General features: G+C 71.4%; 16 protein-coding genes. 5 read left to right on the top strand and 11 right to left on the bottom strand.

Annotated elements, in window-relative coordinates; all coding sequences use genetic code 11:
- Window positions 1-45: 45 nt before the first annotated feature.
- Window positions 46-2,121 carry a S9 family peptidase gene (locus KDM41_00635; protein MCB1181917.1) on the bottom strand — a complete coding sequence of 692 codons (2,076 nt, stop codon included), beginning with the start codon at window positions 2,119-2,121 and terminating at the stop codon, window positions 46-48.
- Window positions 2,122-2,243: 122 nt separating this feature from the next.
- Here KDM41_00635 and KDM41_00630 point away from each other — a divergent pair, with 122 nt between their 5' ends.
- Together KDM41_00630 and KDM41_00625 are read left to right on the top strand one after the other, a co-directional pair.
- Window positions 2,244-3,296, top strand: a complete 1,053-nt coding sequence (locus KDM41_00630) for a DUF481 domain-containing protein (protein MCB1181916.1) — start codon at window positions 2,244-2,246, stop codon at window positions 3,294-3,296.
- 23 nt (window positions 3,297-3,319) lie between these two features.
- Window positions 3,320-3,865, top strand: coding sequence for a PaaI family thioesterase (locus KDM41_00625; protein MCB1181915.1), 546 nt, complete (start codon window positions 3,320-3,322; stop codon window positions 3,863-3,865).
- On the opposite strand, the gene KDM41_00620 is transcribed toward KDM41_00625, so the two are convergent.
- Complete coding sequence (locus KDM41_00620; GenBank protein ID MCB1181914.1) at window positions 3,862-4,377, bottom strand: MarR family transcriptional regulator; 516 nt, start codon at window positions 4,375-4,377, stop codon at window positions 3,862-3,864. The two genes, KDM41_00625 and KDM41_00620, sit on opposite strands and share 4 nt — an antisense overlap.
- 356 nt (window positions 4,378-4,733) lie before the next feature.
- Between KDM41_00620 and KDM41_00615 the strand changes: the two genes are divergently transcribed.
- Window positions 4,734-5,552, top strand: coding sequence for a carbon-nitrogen hydrolase family protein (locus KDM41_00615; GenBank protein ID MCB1181913.1), 819 nt, complete (start codon window positions 4,734-4,736; stop codon window positions 5,550-5,552).
- Between the two features lie 17 nt (window positions 5,553-5,569).
- On the opposite strand, the gene KDM41_00610 is transcribed toward KDM41_00615, so the two are convergent.
- The 5 genes from KDM41_00610 to KDM41_00590 form a co-directional block, all read right to left on the bottom strand.
- A complete protein-coding gene (locus tag KDM41_00610; protein MCB1181912.1) occupies window positions 5,570-6,370 on the bottom strand; it encodes a class I SAM-dependent methyltransferase in 801 nt (266 codons plus the stop codon).
- 43 nt (window positions 6,371-6,413) lie between these two features.
- Window positions 6,414-7,001, bottom strand: a complete 588-nt coding sequence (locus KDM41_00605) for a hypothetical protein (GenBank protein ID MCB1181911.1) — start codon at window positions 6,999-7,001, stop codon at window positions 6,414-6,416.
- Window positions 7,002-7,113: 112 nt separating this feature from the next.
- Window positions 7,114-9,093: a PAS domain-containing protein gene (locus KDM41_00600; protein ID MCB1181910.1), complete on the bottom strand. Its 1,980-nt coding sequence runs from the start codon at window positions 9,091-9,093 to the stop codon at window positions 7,114-7,116.
- A 55-nt stretch (window positions 9,094-9,148) separates the two neighbouring features.
- On the bottom strand, window positions 9,149-10,132 hold the full coding sequence (locus KDM41_00595; GenBank protein ID MCB1181909.1) for an alpha/beta fold hydrolase: 984 nt from the start codon (window positions 10,130-10,132) through the stop codon (window positions 9,149-9,151).
- 2 nt (window positions 10,133-10,134) lie between these two features.
- Window positions 10,135-10,575, bottom strand: coding sequence for a hypothetical protein (locus KDM41_00590; protein ID MCB1181908.1), 441 nt, complete (start codon window positions 10,573-10,575; stop codon window positions 10,135-10,137).
- 287 nt (window positions 10,576-10,862) lie between these two features.
- On the opposite strand from KDM41_00590, the gene KDM41_00585 reads away from it, so the two are divergent.
- Window positions 10,863-11,744 (top strand): hypothetical protein, encoded by an 882-nt coding sequence (locus KDM41_00585; protein ID MCB1181907.1) that lies wholly within the window; start codon window positions 10,863-10,865, stop codon window positions 11,742-11,744.
- A gap of 91 nt (window positions 11,745-11,835) precedes the next feature.
- Here KDM41_00585 and KDM41_00580 read toward each other — a convergent pair whose 3' ends face one another.
- Window positions 11,836-11,973 carry a hypothetical protein gene (locus KDM41_00580; protein MCB1181906.1) on the bottom strand — a complete coding sequence of 46 codons (138 nt, stop codon included), beginning with the start codon at window positions 11,971-11,973 and terminating at the stop codon, window positions 11,836-11,838.
- A 237-nt stretch (window positions 11,974-12,210) separates the two neighbouring features.
- On the opposite strand from KDM41_00580, the gene KDM41_00575 reads away from it, so the two are divergent.
- Window positions 12,211-14,928 carry a PD40 domain-containing protein gene (locus KDM41_00575; GenBank protein ID MCB1181905.1) on the top strand — a complete coding sequence of 906 codons (2,718 nt, stop codon included), beginning with the start codon at window positions 12,211-12,213 and terminating at the stop codon, window positions 14,926-14,928.
- Window positions 14,929-14,946: 18 nt separating this feature from the next.
- Here KDM41_00575 and KDM41_00570 read toward each other — a convergent pair whose 3' ends face one another.
- From KDM41_00570 to KDM41_00560, 3 genes are all read right to left on the bottom strand, one after another.
- Window positions 14,947-16,431 (bottom strand): serine/threonine protein kinase, encoded by a 1,485-nt coding sequence (locus tag KDM41_00570; GenBank protein ID MCB1181904.1) that lies wholly within the window; start codon window positions 16,429-16,431, stop codon window positions 14,947-14,949.
- 1 nt (window position 16,432) lies between these two features.
- Window positions 16,433-17,308 (bottom strand): DUF3365 domain-containing protein, encoded by an 876-nt coding sequence (locus tag KDM41_00565; GenBank protein ID MCB1181903.1) that lies wholly within the window; start codon window positions 17,306-17,308, stop codon window positions 16,433-16,435.
- Between the two features lie 179 nt (window positions 17,309-17,487).
- Entirely contained in the window at window positions 17,488-19,488 is a 2,001-nt protein-coding gene (locus KDM41_00560; GenBank protein MCB1181902.1) for an endonuclease, read from the bottom strand.
- Between the last annotated feature and the right edge of the window lie 125 nt (window positions 19,489-19,613).

Genomic DNA, 19,613 nt, shown 5'->3' with positions numbered 1-19,613 from the left:
GGCCCCTGTGCGGGGCCCCGGGGTGGCGTTTCGCCCGGCCGGCGGCTAGTCGTCGAGCAGGCCCATCTCCGCGCTGAGGTCCAGCGGCGGCATCGCGCCGTCGCGCGGGTGGCCCTGCAGCAGGTACCAGTCGAACCAGGCCACGGTGCGCGCGAGGTAGTCGGCGCGGCCGAAACGCTTGCTGTTGCCGTGCCCCTCGCCCGGGTAGTAGATCAGGCGCACGGCCGGATGCCCCGCCATCTGCAGCGCGCGGTACATGACCTGCGACTGGGTGAAGTGCACGCGGTGGTCGCGGTCGCCGTGGAGGATGAGCAGCGGGGTCGTGCTCTGCGGCGCGTGGAAGACCGGACTGCGCTCGGTCATCAGCTCCCACTGCTCGCGCACGGGGCCGCCCATGTGCACCCACTCGTCCTCGTAGGGGATGTTGGTCAGGAAACGCTTGCTGATCTGCTCGCTCGAGCCGACGAAGCTGACGCCGGCGGCGAAGCGGTCGCTGGAGACCGTGCTCAGCCAGTTCGTGGCGTAGCCGCCGTAGCTGCCGCCCGTGACGCCGACCCGGTCGCCGTCGACGAGGCCGGCGGCGATCAGGTGGTCGACGCCGTCGACGATGTCGTCGAACTCGGCCCCGGCGGGATCGCCGTAGGCCAGGCCGGCGAACTCGACGCCGCGCCCGGTGCTGCCGCGGTAGTTCACCAGCAGGGTGCCGATGCCCAGGCCGGCCAGCACCTGTCCCGGCTCCGCGTAGCGGCTGTACCAGCCATTGGTCTCGTTCGACTCGGGCCCGCCGTGCACCTGCACCACGAGCGGGAAGCGCGCGCCCGCCGCCCAGCCGACGGGGTAGGTCAGCACGCCTTCGATGGCGAGGCCGTCCCGCGCGTTCCAGGTCACGACCTCCTGCCTGCCGAGTTCGACGTCGGCCAGGAAGGCGTTGTGGTGGGTGAGCCGCTCGGCGCCGCCCCGGGCCGGCCAGCGGAACAGTTCGGCCGGCATGGTCGGGGTGCTGCCGGCGAAGACGATGTCCTTCACGCCCGGCTGCGCGGCGAAGCCCGCGATGATCACGCCCGACTCGGCGCCGTCGATGAGCACCGTCCGCGCGGCGGCGCGCTTGCCGATCTTCTGGAGGCTGAGCTTCGGGTAGCAGCCCTCGTCCGAATTGTAGATCAGGGTCTCGGCGTCGCGCCAGGCCACGGTGCGGATGTGGCCGGGGAAGTCGGCCGGCGTGATGCTGGCGTTGTGGGAGCCGTCGAGGCCGCACTGGAAGAGGGTGCTCGTGGCGTGGTCCTGCCGGGTGGCGGCGCCGGTCCAGGCCAGGTACCTGCTGTCGGGGCTGATGGCGTAGTTGCCCAGCTTGCCCGGCGTGTCGACGATCAGCACGGGCTCGCCGCCCTGCAGGTCGAGCCGGTAGAGGTCCTGCATCACGTACTGCTCGTCGACGAGATTGCGCGCGCTCGCGCCGAACACGGCCCAGCGGCCGTCGGGGCTGATCTGCACGCTCCACACGGCGAGCCCCTCGACCAGGGTCTCGGCCTCGCCGGGCTCTTCGCCGCGCGCGAAGGCGACCCGGCGCAGCACGCGGTCCTTGAGGCCCTCCTCGAAGCCCTCGAGCAGCCAGCCCTTCTTCTTCAGCTTCTTTTCGCGGGCGTCGGGAGCGGCGGTGTCGATGTAGCAGAGCGACGCCCCGTCGGGCGCCCAGGCATAGTCGGCCACGCCGGTGGGGCTGGCCGTGGCGACCGTCGCCTCGCCGCCGTCGACGGGCAGCACCCAGACCTGGGACTTGGCGTCGGTGCCGCGGGTGGCCGTGAAGGAGACCAGGCGGCCGTCGGGCGAGAACCGCACGTGCCCCACCGTCGTCCGGCCGGACACGAACGGCCGGACGGTGCCGGTCTTCAGGTCGGCGACCTCGAGGCCCACCCACGCGCCCCCGGCCTCGTCGTCGAGGGTGCGGTTGCGGCTGACGGTGCAGGCGGCGAAACGGCCGTCCGGCGACAGGGCGACCGAGCGCACCTGCTCCAGGTCGAGCAGCTGCTCCTGGGTGAGGGGCGCGGCGGCGGCCGGACGGGGCAGCGCGGCGGCGGCCAGGGCCAGCACGAGGCAGGCAAAGAGCGGGGAACGGCGGGTCATGGGATCTCCTCGTCGGGTCGGATCTGTTCCGGGTGGATGCGGTCGGAACATGATACAGCCTCCGCCGGACCGCGGCCAAGGGCCTTGACCCCATCGGCGGGCGAATCCATCTTCACGGGACGATGCGTTCCCCCCACGGCATGTTCCGCCCGCTGCTGCCGCTGCTCTTCCTCTGGGTCGCGTTGGTGGCGGCCGCGCCCGTCCGGGCCGGCGACAAGACCGACGTGCTGGTCATCCGCAACGGCGACCGGATCACCTGCGAGATTCGCGAGATGTCCCTCGGCATGCTCAAGGTGAAGACCGACGACATGGGCACCCTCGCCGTGAAGTGGGACAAGGTGCACCGCCTGACGAGCACGGCGCCGTTCCTCGTGCGCCGCCACTCGGGCCGGGTCCATTTCGGCCCCCTCGGCGAGGCCGGCGCCGACGGCCGTCTGGTGGTGGTCACCGCCGCCGGCCCGGTCGAGTTGCCCATGGTCGAGGTGGCCACCCTGGAGGCGGTGCGCGCGGACTTGTGGGACCGGCTGAACGTCTCGCTCTCGGCCGGCTTCAACTGGACCAAGGCCAGCGAGACGAGCCAGGCCAACCTCAGCGGCGAGGTGCGCTACAAGGGGCGGGTGTACGGCTCGGGCGTGTACGGCACCGGCACCACGACCACCGAGCGCGACGGCCGCACGACCCGCCGGTGGGACGTCACCATCTACGGCTCGAAGGACGTTTCGGGGCGGCTGCTCGCCGAGGTCGACCTGGGCGCCGGACGCAACGACCAGCTCGGCCTGCGCCTGCGCAACGCCACCAGCCTCTCCCTGGGCTACCGCCTGCTCACGAGCCGGCATTTCGAGCTGAAGTTCAAGGGCGGCGTGGCGGGCAACCGCGAGTACCCGTCCGGCGACGAACCGCCCGTCAACTCGACCGAGGGCGTCGCCACGGTGAGCTTCACCTTCTTCCGCTACGACAGCCCCAAGTCGGACCTGAGCTTCCGCGCGTCGGTGTACCCGAGCCTGTCGGTGGACGAACGCGTGCGCGTGGAACTGGACACGAGCCTGCGGCACGAGGTCTTCAGCGACTTCTTCGCGGAGTTCAAGTACTACGAGAGCAAGGACAACCGGCCGCCCGCCGGGGCCGCGGCCACCTCCGACCGGGGCGTGGTGTTCGGACTGGGCTGGTCGAAGTAGATCCGCATCCCGGAGGAGTCGCCATGGCCGACGCGCGCGAAGACTGGCTGGACGCCCCGGACCCGGGCCAGCGCCCGGCCGAGCTGCCCTTCCTCGCCCTCGAGGACACCTTCGTCTCCGGCGACCGCACGGGCCGCCGCTTCCGCATCCGCTACTACCGCGGCGCGGACGACGACCGCCTGTGGGGGAAGATCCTCTTCGGCGCCGGCGCCCAGGGCCCGCCCGACCACGTGCACGGCGGCGCCATGGCCGCGATCCTCGACGAGGCCATGGGCGGCGCCGCCTGGCAGTCCGGGCATCCGGTGGTGGCCGCGAACCTGGACATCAGCTTCCGGCACATGCTGCCCCTGGACGCGGCCTGCGTGGTCGAAGCGCGCATCACCGCCGCCGACGGGCGCAAGATCACCACGACGGCCACGCTGCGCGATCGCGACGGCGGCCAGGTCTTCGCCGAGGGGCGGGGCGTGTTCGTGGTGCTCGAGAAACGTCACCTGGACGCCATGTCGGGCAAGGCCGACGTGATCGTCGAGCGGATGCGGCGGCTGCGGGAGCCGGAGAAGGACGACTAGGCCTCGGCTTCGCGGGCCCGGGCCGGCGGGGTGACCGCGGACGCGGACGGCGCGGCATTCTCCGCCGGCGCCTCCCGCCGCACCGCCTGCTGCACGAGCGCGAGGGTCTCGGTCGCCTGCTGGAGCTCCGGCGCCTCGAGGTCGCGCGCCATCTCGGCCAGCAGATCCCCTTCCCGCCGCATGGCCCGCCGCACGAGATCGACCCCCGCCTCGGTCAAGCCCAGCCGGACCGAACGCCGGTGCCGCGGATTCGGCAGCCGTTCGAGCAGCCCCCGCGCGAGCAGCGGGTTGGCGGTGGTCTGGGTCGCCTGGCGGCTGATCGCGCGGGCCCGGGCCAGCTCCGGCACGGTGCGGGGCCCGTTGCGCCGCAGTTCGAGCATCAGCGCCCGCTCGGCCACGCTCAGCTCGCTGTCGGCGTGCAGCGCCGCCGCCAGATCGCGCAGGTCGTCCGCCAGGGCGCGGGTCGTCATGATCAGGGTGTTCAGGGCGAAGACGGTCTGGCGATCGGCCATGGCGGGGGCTCCCGGGTTGGGGTTGCCGGGAGACTAGGGCACGGACCGCAGTTCGACAAGATGATTGTCGAGTTGGCGAAGGCGACCGGGCGAAGCGGTCCGGAACCGTCATCGGCAACCTGATTGTCATGAATCGCACCCGCACACGTCGCGCCAGTCATAGATGACAATACTATTGTCAAAATTGATCAAGCTGTTTCGGGGCAGACGTTTCTGATGCAGTCGAGCGGGCTTGGCCGCGCTGCCGCCATCCGTGCAACCGGGTTGTCATTGTCCCTGTGTCAAGGCTTGCCACCGTGGAGCGGCTCGCCTATGCTCGCCGCGCACCGCCGGAACCCCAACGCGAGGACACCTCCATGCGCCTGGCCCTCATCCAGCAGCACGCCACCTGGGACAAGGACGCCAACGTGGCCCGTGGTCTCGCCGCCGCCCGGGAAGCCGCCGCCCGGGGCGCCGACGTGATCGCCTTCGCCGAGCTGGCCTTCGAGCGCTTTTACCCGCAGGTGACGGCCACCCCCGACCTCCTCGCCCGCGCCGAGACCGTGCCCGGCCCGATCACGACGGCGTTCCAGGCTTTGGCCCGGGAGCTGGGCGTCGTCGTGGTGCTGAACCTCTTCGAGGCCGCCGACGGCCGCACCTGGGACTCCTCGCCCGTCATCGACGCCGACGGCACCCTGCTCGGCGTCACCCGGATGGTCCACATCACCGACTACGCGCACTTCCACGAACGGGGCTTCTACGCGCCCGGCGATCGGGGCGCGCCGGTCTACGCCACGCGGTTCGGTCGCATCGGCGTCGCCATCTGCTACGACCGGCACTATCCGGAGTACATGCGCGCCCTGGCCCTGCAGGGTGCCGAACTCGTGGTCGTGCCCCAGGCGGGCGCCGTGGGCGAATGGCCGGACGGCCTGTACGAGGCGGAGATGCAGGTGGCCGCGTTCCAGAACGGCACCTTCACCGCCCTGTGCAACCGGGTGGGCGAGGAGGAGCACCTGACCTTCAGCGGGGAGAGTTTCGTGTGCGGGCCGGACGGCCGCGTGCTGGCGCGGGCCGCCGAGGGGCGCGATGCGATCCTGGACGTCGAACTCGACCTCGCCGCCTGCGCGGCGTCCCCCGCGCGGACCCTCTTCCTGCGGGATCGCCGACCCGAGCTGTACGGCGACTGGCTGGGCTGACCCCGCGTCGCGGGCCGCTACTTCCGGCGACCGACCACGACCAGGGCGTTGCCCAGCCGCAGCTGGTCGAGGACCCCCTCCTTCACCCGGGCCGCCACGCGCCGCCACCCCGCCTCCAGGCCCGTGCCGCTGATGGTGCCGAGGCTCACGACCTCGTAGCCCGTGCGCCCGAGGGCCCCGACCAGGCCGCGAGCCGTGTAGAGGTTCACGTGCTGCCGCGGATCCCGCATGTCCCAGCGCGGTCCCTCGAGCCGGTGCCGCAGGCCCTCGGCGTTGGGGGTCTGCAACAGCAGGAGACCGCCGCGCCGCAGGTGGGCGCCGCAGTTGCGCAGCAGGTCGTCGGGGGCGAGCACGTGCTCGATGACGTCGAGGGCCAGGACGGCGTCGTAGTCGGCCCGGCCGACGGTGGGGTCGGTGATGTCGCCGCAGGTGATCTCGGCGTCGGGGTTGGCCGCGCGGGCGCAGGCGACCAGCTCGGGCGAGAGTTCGATGGCATCGGCGCGCCACCCCCGCTCGCGGGCCAGGGAGAGCAGCACGCCCGAGCCGCAGCCGATCTCCAGCAGGCGCCAGTTCTGCACCGTCGCGTCCATGCGGCGCTCGATGCGGACCAGGTGGCGGGCGAAGTAGGCGCGCCGGCCCGCCTCGATCTCGGCCTGGCGGGCGACGCCCTCGGGGCCTTCGAAGACGACGTTGGACTGGACGGCCGGATAGGGGTCGAGGAAGACGCCGCCGCAGTGGCTGCAGCGCCGGTAGGGGTCCGCCCCGGCGGCCGGAGCCGCCGGGGCGGAGAGGTCCGTCTGGCACATGGCGCAACGCACGGGCGTCTCCTCCGGCACGGCCCCGCGCTCCGGGGCCGGCCCGTCAATGCGACTTGTCCGGCAGGCGCAGACCCGGCCGCGGCAGCCCGCCGGCAGACGCGGGCCCCCGCGCCACCGCCTCCGGCACCAGGGGCGCCGGCAGCTCGGTGACCGTCACCGGCGGCGTGGCGCCGGGCAGGGCCGCGAGCTGGTAGTCCAGTTCCCGCAGGCGGTCCTGCAGCCGGGCGCGCTCGGCCTGGAGCACGTCGCGGTGGACCTGCATGGCCTGGCGGCTGCCCGCCTCGGCCCGCTCGGCGGCCGCGGCCACGCTCTCGAGATCGGCCAGGGCGAGCTGCAGCTGCCCCTGGATTCCCTCGAAGCGGGTGCGGACCTCGGCCACGGCGACGGCCGTGGCCCGGTTCTCGTCCGCGAGGTCGGCAATGGCCGCGCCGAGCTCCCGGTCCATGGCCTCGAGCCGGCCGCCGACGGCGGCCAGGCGCCCGTCCAGGGCGGCGGACTGGTCGGCGAGGCGGTCGGTGAATTCCGCGTCCTGCCGTTCCAGCTCGCCCTTGGTGGCGATGCCGAAGACCGAGCAACCCGCGAGAGCCCCCAGCGCCAGCACCAGGATCATTCCACAGAGAATGGTGCGCATGAAAAAACCTCCAACTGATCGCGGGCAGGGGTCCCCGCCGTTACCGGGCGGATCCGTCCGTTCTTCGATCCATCAGGGGTTGGAGTCATGATCCGGAAAAGGGCGGCCGGCGTCAAGCGTGGGGCGGCGGGGCGTCGAGATAGCCGCGCAGGCTGCGCAGCAGGTCGGTGGGGCGGATCGGTTTGGCGATGAAGGCCGTGCCGGCGTCGAGGACGCCCCGGTGCACGATGGCGTTGTCGGTGTAGCCCGACATGTAGACGATGCGGACGTGCGGCCAGCCGGCCTGGACCGCCTCGGCCAGTTCGCGGCCGCCGCGCCCGGGCAGGACCACGTCGGTCAGCAGCAGGCCGATCCGGTCGCCGTGGGCCCGGCACAGCTCCAGCGCCTCCTCGGCGCGACCGGCGGTCAGCACCTCGTAGCCCGCGCCGGCCAGGACGCGCTTGATCAGCCGCCGCACCGCGTGCTCGTCCTCGACCAGCAGGATCGTCTCGTCGCCGCCGACCTCGGGGCCCCGGGCGGGCTCCGCCCGACGGGGCGCGACCGGCGCCCCCGCCCGCGGGAAGTACAGCTTGAAGGTGCTGCCGTGGCCCGGCTCGCTGTAGGCCCAGATGTGCCCGCCCGACTGCCGGACGACGCCGTACACCGTGGCCAGGCCGAGCCCCGTGCCCTTGCCCAGGGCCTTCGTCGAGAAGAACGGCTCGAAGAGGTGCGGCATCACCTCGGGCGGGATGCCCTCGCCCGTGTCCGACACGGCGAGCAGAACGTGCGGCCCCGGCTCGACCTCGGCGTGCTCGCGGGCGTAGGCGGCGTCGAGCTCGACGTTCCGCGTCTCGATGGTGAGCTGCCCCCCGGCCGGCATGGCGTCGCGCGCGTTCAGGGCCAGGTTGACGACGACCTGCTCCACCTGCACCGGGTCGACCTCGACCGGGCCGAGATCGTCGGCCAGGACGGTGACCAGGTCGACGTCCTCGCCCAGGGTGCGGCGCAGCATGCGGTCGAGGTCTTCGACGATGCCGTTCAGGTCGAGCACGCGCGGCTGCAGCACCTGGCGGCGGCTGAAGGCCAGCAGCTGCCGGGTCAGCTCGGTGGCCCGGGCGGCGGCCTTGCCGATCTCCTCGAGCCCCTCGCCGACGACGCCGCCGGGCCCTTCGGCGGCGGCCATGCTGCAGTAGCCGCCGATGACCGTGAGCATGTTGTTGAAGTCGTGGGCGATGCCGCCGGCGAGACGCCCCACGCTCTCGAGCCGCTGCCCCTCCTCGAGACGACGCGTGAGGGCCAGTTCGGCGGTCATGTCGCGGAAGACGAGCACGACGCCGCCGACCACCCCGTCGGTGCCGCGCAGCAGGGCCCCGGTGGCGTCGACGGCCGTGCGCCCGCCGTCACCGGCGACGAGATCGAACTCGCCGAGGGATCCCGGCGCCAGCTCGCCGGCGAGCAGGCCGGCCGCCGGATCGGCGGGGGCCGGATGGCCGGGGCGGGCCTCGATCCGCACCGTGTCGGCCAGCGGACGGCCCACGGCCTGCGCCGGGGTGCAGCGGCAGAGGGCCACCGCGGCCGGGTTGAGGGAGGTGACCAGGCCGTCGGTGCCGGTGGTGATCACGGCGTCGGCCATGCAGGCGAGGGTGGTCGCGAGGTCGGCCTGCGAACGCTCGAGCTCGGCGAGGGCCGCCCGCTCGCGGGTGACGTCGACCGAGAGGATCAGCACGCCCAGTTCGACCGGCGACAGGCGCAGATCGAACCAGCCGGCGGAGCCGTCGGGAAACTCGAAACGGTTGAGCAGGCGGTCGGCCTTCCGTTCGGCCAGGCAGCGCCCGATGACGCGGTGGACCTCGGTCTGTTCGATGCCCGGATAGGCCTCTTCCATGCGCCGGCCGACCAGTTCGGCCACGGGCCGGCGGCCGTGCTCGGCGGCGGTGCGGTTGAGATAGACGTAGCGGAAATCGCGGTCGATGATCTGGATGCCCTCGAACATGTGATCGAAGAGCATGCCCAACTCGGCGGCGGCGTCGCGGTCGGCCACGCGGGACCTCAAGGCGGCGATTTCCGCCTGCAGGCGGGCGATCTCCGCAGCCCTGTCGTGGCCGTCACCCATGCCGGGATCCTTTCGGAGGCCCCTTCCCCCGAAGCGGCCTCCGGCCTCATCATACTCAAGGCGCGGAATTCGACAAGTCGGCCGCGGCGGGGGCGACCCGGTCCAGGAAGCGGACCGCCTGCCGTTCCGACCAGTAGACGCCGCCCGGTGCGCGGAACCCGTTGTGGCCGCCCCAGCGGGTGACCAGGAGGTGGAAGGCGGCGGACGATCCGGCCGCCTCGGCGGGAAAGCACCCGGCGCCCAGCAGCGGGTCGTCGGCGGCGGTCAGCAGCAGGGTCGGCACCCGGATGGCGGGCAGGCGGGCGCCCGAGGAGCAGCGCTCGTAGTAGTCGGCGGCATCGGCGAAGCCGTGGAGCGGCGCGGTGTAGAGGTCGTCGAAGTCGATGAGGGTGCGCACGCGCGCGAGGCCCGCGGGATCGACCAGACCCGGGCGGGCGGCGGCCTTGGCCCGGATCTTCCGCCGCAGCTTGCGCAGGAAGCGGTCGTGGTAGATCCGGTTGCGCGGCGCGACGAGACGCGCGGCGGTGCCGGCCAGGTCGACCGGCGCCGAGACGGCGATGGCCGCCGCGACGCGGTCCGGCACGGTGGCCGGCTCCTCGCCGAGATAGTTCAGGATGAGGTTGCCCCCGAGGCTGAAGCCGACCAGGGCGAGCGTCGGCGCGTCGAGATGGGCGACCACGGCCCGCAGGTCGTCGGTGGCGCCGTTGTGGTAGAAGCGCGCCAGCCGGTTGGGCTCGGCGCTGCAACCGCGGAGGTTCAGCGCGGCCACGTCCCAGCCGGCCGCGTTCAGGGCCCGCGCCATGCCGCGCATGTAGGGACGCTCGCTGTTGCCCTCGAGGCCGTGGCAGAGCAGCGCGGTGCGGCCGGCGCCGACGCGGCTCCAGTCCAGGTCGACGAAGTCGCCGTCGGGCAGTTCGACCCGTTCGCGGACGTACGGCAACGCCGGCACCCTCCTCAGCGCACTGGGGATGATGGTGCCGGCGTCGGCGTTGCGGAACGGCCACGCGGGCCGGTACTCGTCTCCGGGCAGCAGGGGCAAGGCTACTGCTGGACGGTCAGGCCCTTGGGCGCGAAGTACGAGTAGATGACGGGCTTGTAGAAGCCGTCCTTCACGTGCTTCGAGGCGTGGATGATGTTCCAGGCCTCGGTCTTGGTCTCGACGTTCAGGATGATGATGAACTCGACATCGGTCTCGTCGTTGACCAGGCCGGCCGAGACGACGACGCCGTTCTTCGCGCCCTTCTTGATGGCGTCGATGACTTCCATCCGCACGTTCATGCCCTCGTCCGAACCCTGGCTCTTCCAGTTGGGGCCGTGCTCGGCGAGCACGATGTGGTACATCTGCATCTCGCCGGTCCGGTTGGCGTGGCTGAGTTCGCCCTTGGCGGCGTCGGTGGCGGCCTGGGCCTGGTCGGCGACGGCCGGCACGGCCAGCACGACCGCGATGGCCAGGGTCAGCAGGATCGTCAGGGAGCGCTTCATCTCTTCTCCGTTCTCCGGTTGGCCGGGCGGCCCGCACGGCCGCCGGAATCTCTCGTCGCCGGGCAATCTACCACAACCGACGCGGGGCTGTCAGCCCGCAGACGATCGGGGGGCGGCCCGAACGGGCCCCGGATCCCGCGACAGGGCCTTCTCGCCGCGCCGAACCCGGGACATCATGAATCCAAAATGAGAACCATGGCGCAAAACTGGCCCTTTGATTGCACCGACCCGATTGAATCGAGGTCGCCTGCTCCCCCAGGGGAAAGGCAAAACCGGGAGAAGTAGCCATGAGGAAGATCACTCTCGCATCCGCCCTTCTCATTTTGCTCGCCACGCCGCAGTTCACCTCGGCGTTCACGCTCGACGCCCTCTCCGGGAGCGCCGATTGCAACGGGTGGAACGCCAACGTGGACATCGTGGTCCGCGACGGCGCCTTCATGGGCCAGCTCGAGTACGCGGTTGTGCTGCGGGACGCCGACGGGTTCGAGGTGCAGCGCTTCGACTACAGCGGAATGCTCGACCCGCTCGCCGGCCCCATGCTCAGCTTCCTGGTGGGCGGCGACTGGGATGCGCCCCTGGACGGGACCTACACCGTGGAAGGCCAGTTCTGGGTGTACGACATCACGGCCGGCGGCAACAACACGACCAGCGACGGCTTCAGCATCGACCCGGGCTGCAGCGGCGCCGTCGATCCGGCGGGCGACGGCTGCACGCACACGGCCGACTTCTGGCTGGAGAATCCGGGTCTGTGGCCCGTGGACCGCCTCGTGGTGGGCGATCGCGAGATGGACCGGAGCGAGCTGGAGAGCGTGCTGCAGATGAGGCGCCACTGCCTGCTGATGTTCGCCCTCATGCGCGAGCAGATCGTGGCCAAGCTGAATCTGGCCTCGGGCGCGCCCGACCTGATCGCCGGGACGGTCGACAAGACGGACGCCTTCCTCGCGTCGGCCGCGACGCCGCGCCGGGGCCATCGGGGCCGCGGCCACGGCGGCCGCGAGTACGGCCAGGCCATGCGCCTGCAGGCCGAGCTGCACCGTTACAACCGCTCGGGCTGTCCGGACGGGAGCGGCATCCTGACCCTGACCTACGACGACGTCGAATACGGCGTGGTCGGGAAGGCCGCCGTCGAGGACATGAGCCTCGGCACGGTGAAGGCCATGTACCGCTAGTCCGAACCGACTCCCGACCCGATTCGCACGCAAAAAAACCCCGGACCAGGTCCGGGGTTTTTTGCGACTCACCCACAGAGGGGGGAATGCGTCAGATGTTCAGTGCCAGCAGGGGCACCGCGATGCAGACGGTCAGGAATCCCACCACGAGCATGCCCCACACGCCGACCTGAAGGCAGACGTCCTTGATGCAGATCCGGTCGCGGGTCTCGTTGGCGGGGGTGTTCATCGTTCTCGGCTCCTGCTCGTCTTGCGATGTGGTTTTCAGTGCGCCCCTAAATCCTACTCGGTGGTGGGGCGATGGGCAAGGAAAACTTGTTTATTTTTTAACTATGAAAATGAGGACATTTTTCACCTGTGATGCCAACCTCATCGGCGGATGCACGATCGCCCGATTCCCTGTATGCTGCCCCCCGAAGTCGCCCCGCCCTGAGGGTGGCCGCAGCCTCCAGCGAAACGGATCTCCATGCAGAGCGGACTGGTCCTGGGCCACTACACCATCGAGGACCGTCTGGGTGTCGGCGGCATGGGCGAGGTCTGGGCGGCCGTCGACAACCGTCTCGGCCGCCGCGTCGCCCTCAAGTTCCTGCCCCCCGCCTTCACGGCCGACCCCGGCCGCCACGCCCGCTTCCACGCCGAGGCCAAGGCCCTGGCCGCCTTCAGCCACCCCCACGTGGCCGGGATCCACAGCCTCGAGGAGATGGACGGCCATCACTTCCTGGTGATGGAGCTGGTCGCGGGGGCCGACCTGTCCGAACGCCTGGCCGCGGGCGCCCTGTCCGAGGGCCGCGCCCTGGCCATCGCGCGCCAGATCGCCCTGGCCCTGGAGGCCGCCCACGGCAAGGGCATCGTCCACCGCGACCTGAAGCCCGCCAACGTGAAGGTGGGCGACGACGACCGGGTGAAGGTGCTCGACTTCGGCCTGGCCAAGATCTACCAGGGCGACGATGCGGCCGCGCCCGATCCGGGCAGCCTGCCGACCGTCACCTCCGAGATGACGGTGGCCGGGTCGGTGCTGGGCACGGCGGCCTACATGTCGCCCGAGCAGGCCCGCGGCAAGGCCGTCGACCGGCGCACCGACATCTGGGCCTTCGGCTGCGTGCTGTTCGAGATGCTCACCGGCGTGCGGGCCCATCCCGGCGAGACGGCGAGCGACACCATCGCCGCCGTGCTGCGCGGCGAGCCCGACTGGTCGGGCCTGCCGGACGGACTGTCGCCCGGAGTGCGCCGCCTGCTGCGGCGCTGCCTGCGCAAGGACCCGACCGAGCGCCTGCACGACATCGCCGACGCCCGGCTGGAGATCGACGCGGTGCTCGGCGGCGAGGACGACGGGGCGACGGACGGCCCCGCCGCGGGCGACGACGCCCCACCGGCGCGGTCGCGCCGCGGCGTGGTCATCGCGGCGGTCGTCGGCTGGGTCGCGGTGGCCGCCCTCGTCGGGCTGAAGCTGGGCTCGCCGGCGGCGGAGACGCCCGTGCCCGCCCGCATCCTCAACCTGACCTACTCCGGCCGCGACTGGGCGCCCGACGCCTCGCCCGACGGCAAGACGATCGCCTTCGTCTCAGACCGCGACGGCCGCACGCGCATCTGGATCAAGCAGCTGGCCACGGGCAACGAGGCCCCGCTCACGCAGGGCGCCGACGACCGGCCCCGCTTCTCGCCCGACGGCTCGCACATCCTCTTCGCCCGCGACGAGGGCTTCCAGCGCGACCTCTACCGCCAGGCCCTGCTCGGCGGCAACCCGCGGCGCCTGATGAGCGACGTCGTCGAGGCCGACTGGTCGCCCGACGGCAACCAGGTCGTGTTCAGCCGCATGACGCCCGTCGACGGCAACAACATCGTCACCATCGGCGTCGCCGACATCCAGTCCGGCGAGGAGCGCATCGTCCGCACCATCGAGAATCGCCTCGTGTACGGGCTGCGCTGGGTGCCGGGGAGCCGGCGCATCTCCTTCTCCGAGACCTCCCTGACCGGGAACAAGATGATCGCCAACGTCTTCTGGCTGCACGATCTCGACACGGGCGACGAGCGCACCGTCGAGGCCACGCCGTGGACGGGAGCCTTCACCGGCCCGCACTGGTCGGCCGACGGGTCGTCGGTGCTCGTGGGCCAGGGCATCGACCTGCTCAGCTTCATGTCCGGCGCGCCGGCCCTGGCCATGCAGATCGACGTCGAGGCCGGCACGAGTCGTCCCCTGTTCTGGTCGACGTTCCGCATGCCGCGCGGCGGCTGGGGCTACACCTCCATCGACGCCATCAACGACCACCAGGTCGTTTTCGACGAGCACGAGCAGTATTCCGAGCTGATGATCGTCGACCTGGTGGACGGACGCCCGGCCGGCCCGGCCCGGCTGCTCACCGCGAGCATGGGCCGCGACCGCCAGCCCGTCTTCTCGCCCGACGGCACCAAGGTGCTGTTCTCGTCGAACCGGGCGGGCAACATCGACCTCTGGACCGTCGACCTGGCCACGCGCGAGGTGCGCCAGGTGACCGACGATCCGGCCCACGACTGGGATCCGGCCTACACGCCCGACGGGCGGCACCTGCTGTGGAGCTCGGACCGGGGCGGCCACATGGAGGTGTGGATGGCCAACGCCGACGCCGGCAACGCACGCCAGGTGACCAACGACGGCGAGGACGCCGAAAACCCGACCATGACCCCGGACGGCGAGTGGGTCGTCCACTCGAGCGGCGCCAGCGCCAAGATCGGCATCTGGCGCATCCGGCCCGACGGCAGCGAGGCCTCGATCATCGCGCCGGGCGCGAACCTGCTGCCGGAGGTGTCGCCCGACGGGCGCTACGCCCTGTACTCGGTGGTGCGCAGCCTCGACTTCGTGATCAAGGTCGTGGAGATCGCCACGGGCGAGGACGTCGACTTCGAGGTCGTGATCCCGGTGCTGAAGCGCGACCGCGACGTGGTCTACGGACGGGCCCGCTGGGCGGCCGACGGCCGCGGCATCGTCTACATCGGGCAGTCGCCCGAGGGCACCAGCGGCATCTTCTGGCAGGAGTTCCGCATCGGCCACGACACCCTGGACACCCGCATTCCCCTGGCGGGCTTCGCCGAGCGCTACGAGACCGAGTCGCTGGGCGTGGCGCCGGACGGCAGCGCAGTCGTGTTCGCGGCCCAGCGCAACCGGCGGATCGTGAAGCTGGTGGAGGACGTGCGGCTGGTGAAGTGGTAGGCGGGCGCCGACGGCCGCTCAGCCCAGCCCGCGCACCAGGCTCGTGAAGGCGGCCTGGGCACCGGCGTCGTCGACGTTGCTGCCCAGCCGCGTGGCCAGGTCCCCCAGATCCCGTGCCTGCTTCAGCTCCCGTTTCACCAGCACCTTCGCCACCGGCCCCACGTGGGCCGCCAGGGCCGCCACGACGCGGGCTTCGGTGGCGGCGTCGAGGCGGAAGACCGGCGGCACGGCGGCGTCGAGGCGGCCGGCGGCGGTGATCTCGGTGGTGGGCATGGCGACGGTGGCCCCCGGGTCGGCGCCGGTGTCGGGGTCGGCGGCGGGCAGGGGCTGGGTCAGGTCCAGGCCGGTGGGCAGGAGGGTCGTCTCGCCGCCTGCGGCCAGGCGCTCGCACTTGGCGCGGAAGGTGTCGCGGCCGGCGGCGGCGGGGATCTGGTCGGCCAGGCGGTCGACGAGTTCGGCCCGCGTGGACGCGGTGCGGCAGGCCTGCTTCACCAGCGCCGGCGCCACCGGGCCCACGTGGCGGGCCAGGGCGTCGGCCATGCGGCGCAGCTCGTCCTGGTCCCAGCTGGGCAGGGGCGGCGCGCCGATGCCCGTGTCGTGGTCGGAAGCGAGGTCGGGCGACGAGATGAAGATCGTCTCCTCGACGGCCGAGGCGACGGGCCCCACCGGCCCCAGGTCGGCCCCGCGCTGCAGGCGCAGCAGGTCGGCGTCGACGTCGGCCACGGTCTGGTAGCGATCGAGGGTCGACTTGGCCATCATGCGGCCCAGCACCCGGCAGAAGCCCGCGCCGAGATCGGGCGCCTTGAGCCGCGGATCGGGCAGCGGGTCGTTGAGGTGGCGGCTCATGATGTGCGGACCGCTCGAGCCCTCGAAGGGCACCGCACCGGTGGCCAGGTAGTAGAGGGTGGCGCCCAGGGAATAGATGTCGGCCCGCGCGTCGACCTCGCCCTGGCCGAGGATCTGCTCGGGCGAGATGAAGTGGGGCGTGCCCATGCTCTGGCCCGTCATGGTGTGGCCGCTGTCGTCGCTGAGGCGCTTGGCCAGGCCCAGGTCGACCAGCTTGAGGCGGCCGTCGCGGGTGAACATGATGTTGTCGGGCTTGATGTCGCGGTGCACGACGTTGGCCGCGTGGGCCACCGCGAGCGCGGCGCAGGCCTGGCGCGCCAGCGCGATGGTCTGGGCCTCGGTGAAGCGGCCGCGGCGTTTGAGCTCGGCCTTGAGGCTGGGGCCGTCGACGAGCTCCATGGCCAGGAAGTGGCCGCCCCCCGTCTGGCCGAACTCGTAGATCTGGACGATGTGCGGGTGGTTCAGGCTGGCCGCGGCCCGCGCCTCGGTGGTGAAGCGCTGCACGAACTGCGGGTCGTCGGCCACCTTGTCCGAAAGCACCTTCAGGGCCACCTGGCGGTCGAGGATGCGGTCGCGCGCGTGGTACACCGTGCCCATGCCCCCCTCGCCGAGGGTGCCGATGATCTCGTACTTCTCGGGCAGGCACACCGGGCGCACGTCAGTCCTCCCCGAGCAGGCCGAGGGCCTTCACCAGGCTGATGCGCATGCGGTTGAACGAATCGGCCAGCACGCCCAACTCGTCGCCGCCGCCGAGGCGCACCTCGTCGGCCTCCAGGTCGCCGCGGCTGACGGCGTCGGCCATCTGCGCCAGGCGCCGGATCGGCCGCACCACGAGCAGCTGCAGCAGCACGTTCAGCAGCAGCAGCACGACCACGAAGATGCCCACCAGGGTGAGCATGAGGGTGCGGAAGGCGTCGTCGGCCATGGCGATGGGAGTCGTCATGGGCACCTGCACGATCTGGGCGCCGATGGTCTCGTTCATCTTCCAGCCGAAGCCGTTGTTCTCGCCGTACAGGGCCAGCATGGACGGCGGCGCGGCGGCCGGCGTCGTGTGGCAGGAGAGGCACGCCGCGTCGCTGACCCGGATGGGGTGGCTGAGGTACAGCGCCGGACCGAGGGGCGTGTCGCGCTCGCCCACCAGTTCGGCCGTCTGCGCGTCGCGGCGGAACTCGTTGACCAGGTCGGTCTCCCAGTCGACGGCCCGGTTGCGCGGGTTGGTCGGGTTGAGCGTGGCTTCCTTGTAGGTGTAGTCGGGATTGCTCTCGCGCAGCGTGTTGAAGATCTCCGTCGCCGAGTAGGCGGGCACCGTCTGGGGCAGGAAGGTGCGGTCGAGCTGGTCGGCGAGGAGCGGCTTGACCTGCTGGACGGTGTAGCTGCGCATGGCCATGGCCGTTTCCATCATGATGCGGGCGTTGGCCACGACCTGGTCGCGGGCGTTGGCCCGCAACTGGCCGCGCAGCACGTAGCCGGCGGGCACCAGGCCCAGGGCAAACGTCACCACCAGGATGAGATTGAGCTTCGCGTGCAGCTTCATGGGCACCTGTCGGGGCGGCGAGATGGGAAGCGGACCGGTTCCGGTCTCCCATTGTAGCGCAACGGGGGCCAAAAAGAACCAGATTTCTCCTGTTTCGCGGCCGACAGGGCGGTTTCCCGTGCGAAGACGGGGAGCCCCTGCGGGCTCCCCGTCGACGTGCCTCGTGTTCGCGCGTCCGGCTACTTCAGCAGCAGCAGCGGCCGCGTGTCGACCTGGCCCCCGCCGGCGATGCGGCAGAAGTAGGCCCCGCTGGGGGCCATGCGGCCGGCGTCGGAGAGGCCGTTCCAGCGCAGCTCGAACTCGCCCGCGGCGTGGCTCTCGTCGAGCAGCGTGCGCACCAGCTCGCCCTTCACGTTGAAGATGGCGATGCGCACGTGGCCGGGACGGGCCAGGGTCCAGCGGATGTTGGTGGCCGGGTTGAACGGGTTCGGGTAGGCCGCGGAGATCGCCACCGCGCCGCGCCCGGGCACGTCGCCCACCGCCGAGACGCCGATGAAGGTCTGGCCGGTGTTGGGCTGGTCCGGGGTCTCGGCGATGGCCGACGACCAGGTGAAGTCGTCGTAGGAGCTGCCCGAGCCGACCAGCTGCAGCGAGAAGCCCGCGGGCGTGGCGCTGGTCTCGGTCACGCCGACGTCGATCGACTGCAGGCCCGACGCCGCGCCGTCCGCGGCGGTGAAGGTGCCCTCGTAGCTGAGGAACTGCACGACCTGGCCCATGTCGTCGACCAGCGCGAAGCCGTCCGGCGCACCGTTCTGCAGGCCGGGCATGAGGAAGCTCCTGGTGCCGTAGCCGTTCTGCTGGTCGGGCAGCACGCCCGACAGCGGGATCGTGTCGTAGAGCAGGCCGCCGTTGCCGCTGTAGCCGATCAGCGACCAGCCGGCGAGGCTGGTGCCCGCGGTGCCGGCGATCTCGAAGAACTCGCCCACGTCGGTGCTGGCGTTGTCGTAGTGGAACTCGTTCACCCACACGACCGGGCCGCCGGTGCCGCTGCCGGCCGGCGTCACCGAGGTCTCCGTCGAGAAGCCGGACTCGTTGCCCGACAGGTCGGTGGCGGTGACCACGTAGAAGTAGGTGCTGCCGTTCAGGACGGCGTTGTCGTCGTACTGGCTCGCGCCGACCAGGCCGACGTTCTGCTTCGAGTAGGGGCCGCCCGTCACGGTGGAGCGGTAGACCGAGTAGCCGGCCAGGTCGCCCTCGCCGTTGTCGTTCCAGTCGAGGTGGGCCACGCCGTTGCCGGGGGCGCCGACCAGGCCGGCCGGGATCGCGGGAGGCGTCACGTCGCCGCCGCCGCAACCGGTGCCGAAGAGGCACTCGGCCCAATCGGGGTGGTCGACGAAGGGGTTCCGGTTGCCCTGGAAGCCGTAGACGATGTCGTTGCGCAGCATCTCGCCCGCGTCGACGGGATCCGCGAGGTGCCACTGCAGGAGCACCGAGAGCAGCCCCATGTAGGCCGTCGTCTCGTTGCTGCCGGTGTTCGAATTCTCGATGAGGGTCAGGTTGTCGGTCAGGATCAGGTCGGGCTCCACGGCGCCACTGTTGCCGTTGGTGCCGCCCTCGTAGCGCACGTCCATGTAGAACATGGCGCGGGCGATGTCGCCGCGGCGATCGGCCCACACCTCCCAGTAGGTGCCGTCGGCCCAGTTGGACCAGCCCGGATACACGCCCGAACCGCCGCCGACGCCGTCGTTCACGAGAGTCGTGTACTCGGTGCCCGAGGCGCCGACCGCGCCGAAGGGCTTGTTGCCGCGCGAGCCGTTGCGGCTGCCGTCGCAGAGGAAGAGCTGGTGGCAGTCCGTGTACGGATAGACGTTGGTTCCGTCGTTGGGAAAGCCGTAGCTCTTGGGCCAGGTGTGCTCACGGTCGTAGTCGACGTTGCCCGCGCCCCACTTCTGGTAGCTCGCGTTCAGGTACAGGTCGAGGATCCGGCTCGAGTCGTTGGGATCCTCGTCGGCCGCCTCGAGCACGTCCCAGGTGTCGGTGCTCGTGGCGGTGTAGGGGATCTTCGTGTGGTCGTCGATGACGTCGTGCAGGGTCGAGCGCAGGTTGAGGGCATTCGAGGCGTCGACCGTGTCGTAGTAGCCGGCCGGAGCGTCCGCCAGGGCGACGACGCCCGTCACCATGAGCGCGGTGAAGACGAGCAGGGCCGGCCGAAGCGACGGGCGGAGAGAAGTGATGCGCACGATGGTACTCCCTCGAACTGGAATGGTGCAGATCGGAATCCGGATTGGCGGTAGGCGGCATTCCGGCACGGAGCCGGCCGCGCGGTCATCCCCCGAACCGCTCAATTATACAACAATTTCTGAGT

Source organism: bacterium (assembly GCA_020440705.1).
Classification (GTDB): Bacteria; Krumholzibacteriota; Krumholzibacteriia; order LZORAL124-64-63; family LZORAL124-64-63; genus JAGRNP01.
The sequence above is the reverse complement of the archived record's forward strand: the minus strand, read 5'-3'. Positions and strand labels throughout refer to the sequence as shown.

Bases quoted from the DNA above. Each gene is read 5' to 3' on its own strand.
- KDM41_00635 (MCB1181917.1), bottom strand. From the start codon at position 2,121: ATGACCCGCCGTTCCCCGCTCTTTGCCTGCCTCGTGCTGGCCCTGGCC.
- KDM41_00630 (MCB1181916.1), top strand. From the start codon at position 2,244: ATGCGTTCCCCCCACGGCATGTTCCGCCCGCTGCTGCCGCTGCTCTTC.
- KDM41_00625 (MCB1181915.1), top strand. From the start codon at position 3,320: ATGGCCGACGCGCGCGAAGACTGGCTGGACGCCCCGGACCCGGGCCAG.
- KDM41_00620 (MCB1181914.1), bottom strand. From the start codon at position 4,377: ATGGCCGATCGCCAGACCGTCTTCGCCCTGAACACCCTGATCATGACG.
- KDM41_00615 (MCB1181913.1), top strand. From the start codon at position 4,734: ATGCGCCTGGCCCTCATCCAGCAGCACGCCACCTGGGACAAGGACGCC.
- KDM41_00605 (MCB1181911.1), bottom strand. From the start codon at position 7,001: ATGCGCACCATTCTCTGTGGAATGATCCTGGTGCTGGCGCTGGGGGCT.
- KDM41_00600 (MCB1181910.1), bottom strand. From the start codon at position 9,093: ATGGGTGACGGCCACGACAGGGCTGCGGAGATCGCCCGCCTGCAGGCG.
- KDM41_00590 (MCB1181908.1), bottom strand. From the start codon at position 10,575: ATGAAGCGCTCCCTGACGATCCTGCTGACCCTGGCCATCGCGGTCGTG.
- KDM41_00585 (MCB1181907.1), top strand. From the start codon at position 10,863: ATGAGGAAGATCACTCTCGCATCCGCCCTTCTCATTTTGCTCGCCACG.
- KDM41_00580 (MCB1181906.1), bottom strand. From the start codon at position 11,973: ATGAACACCCCCGCCAACGAGACCCGCGACCGGATCTGCATCAAGGAC.
- KDM41_00575 (MCB1181905.1), top strand. From the start codon at position 12,211: ATGCAGAGCGGACTGGTCCTGGGCCACTACACCATCGAGGACCGTCTG.
- KDM41_00565 (MCB1181903.1), bottom strand. From the start codon at position 17,308: ATGAAGCTGCACGCGAAGCTCAATCTCATCCTGGTGGTGACGTTTGCC.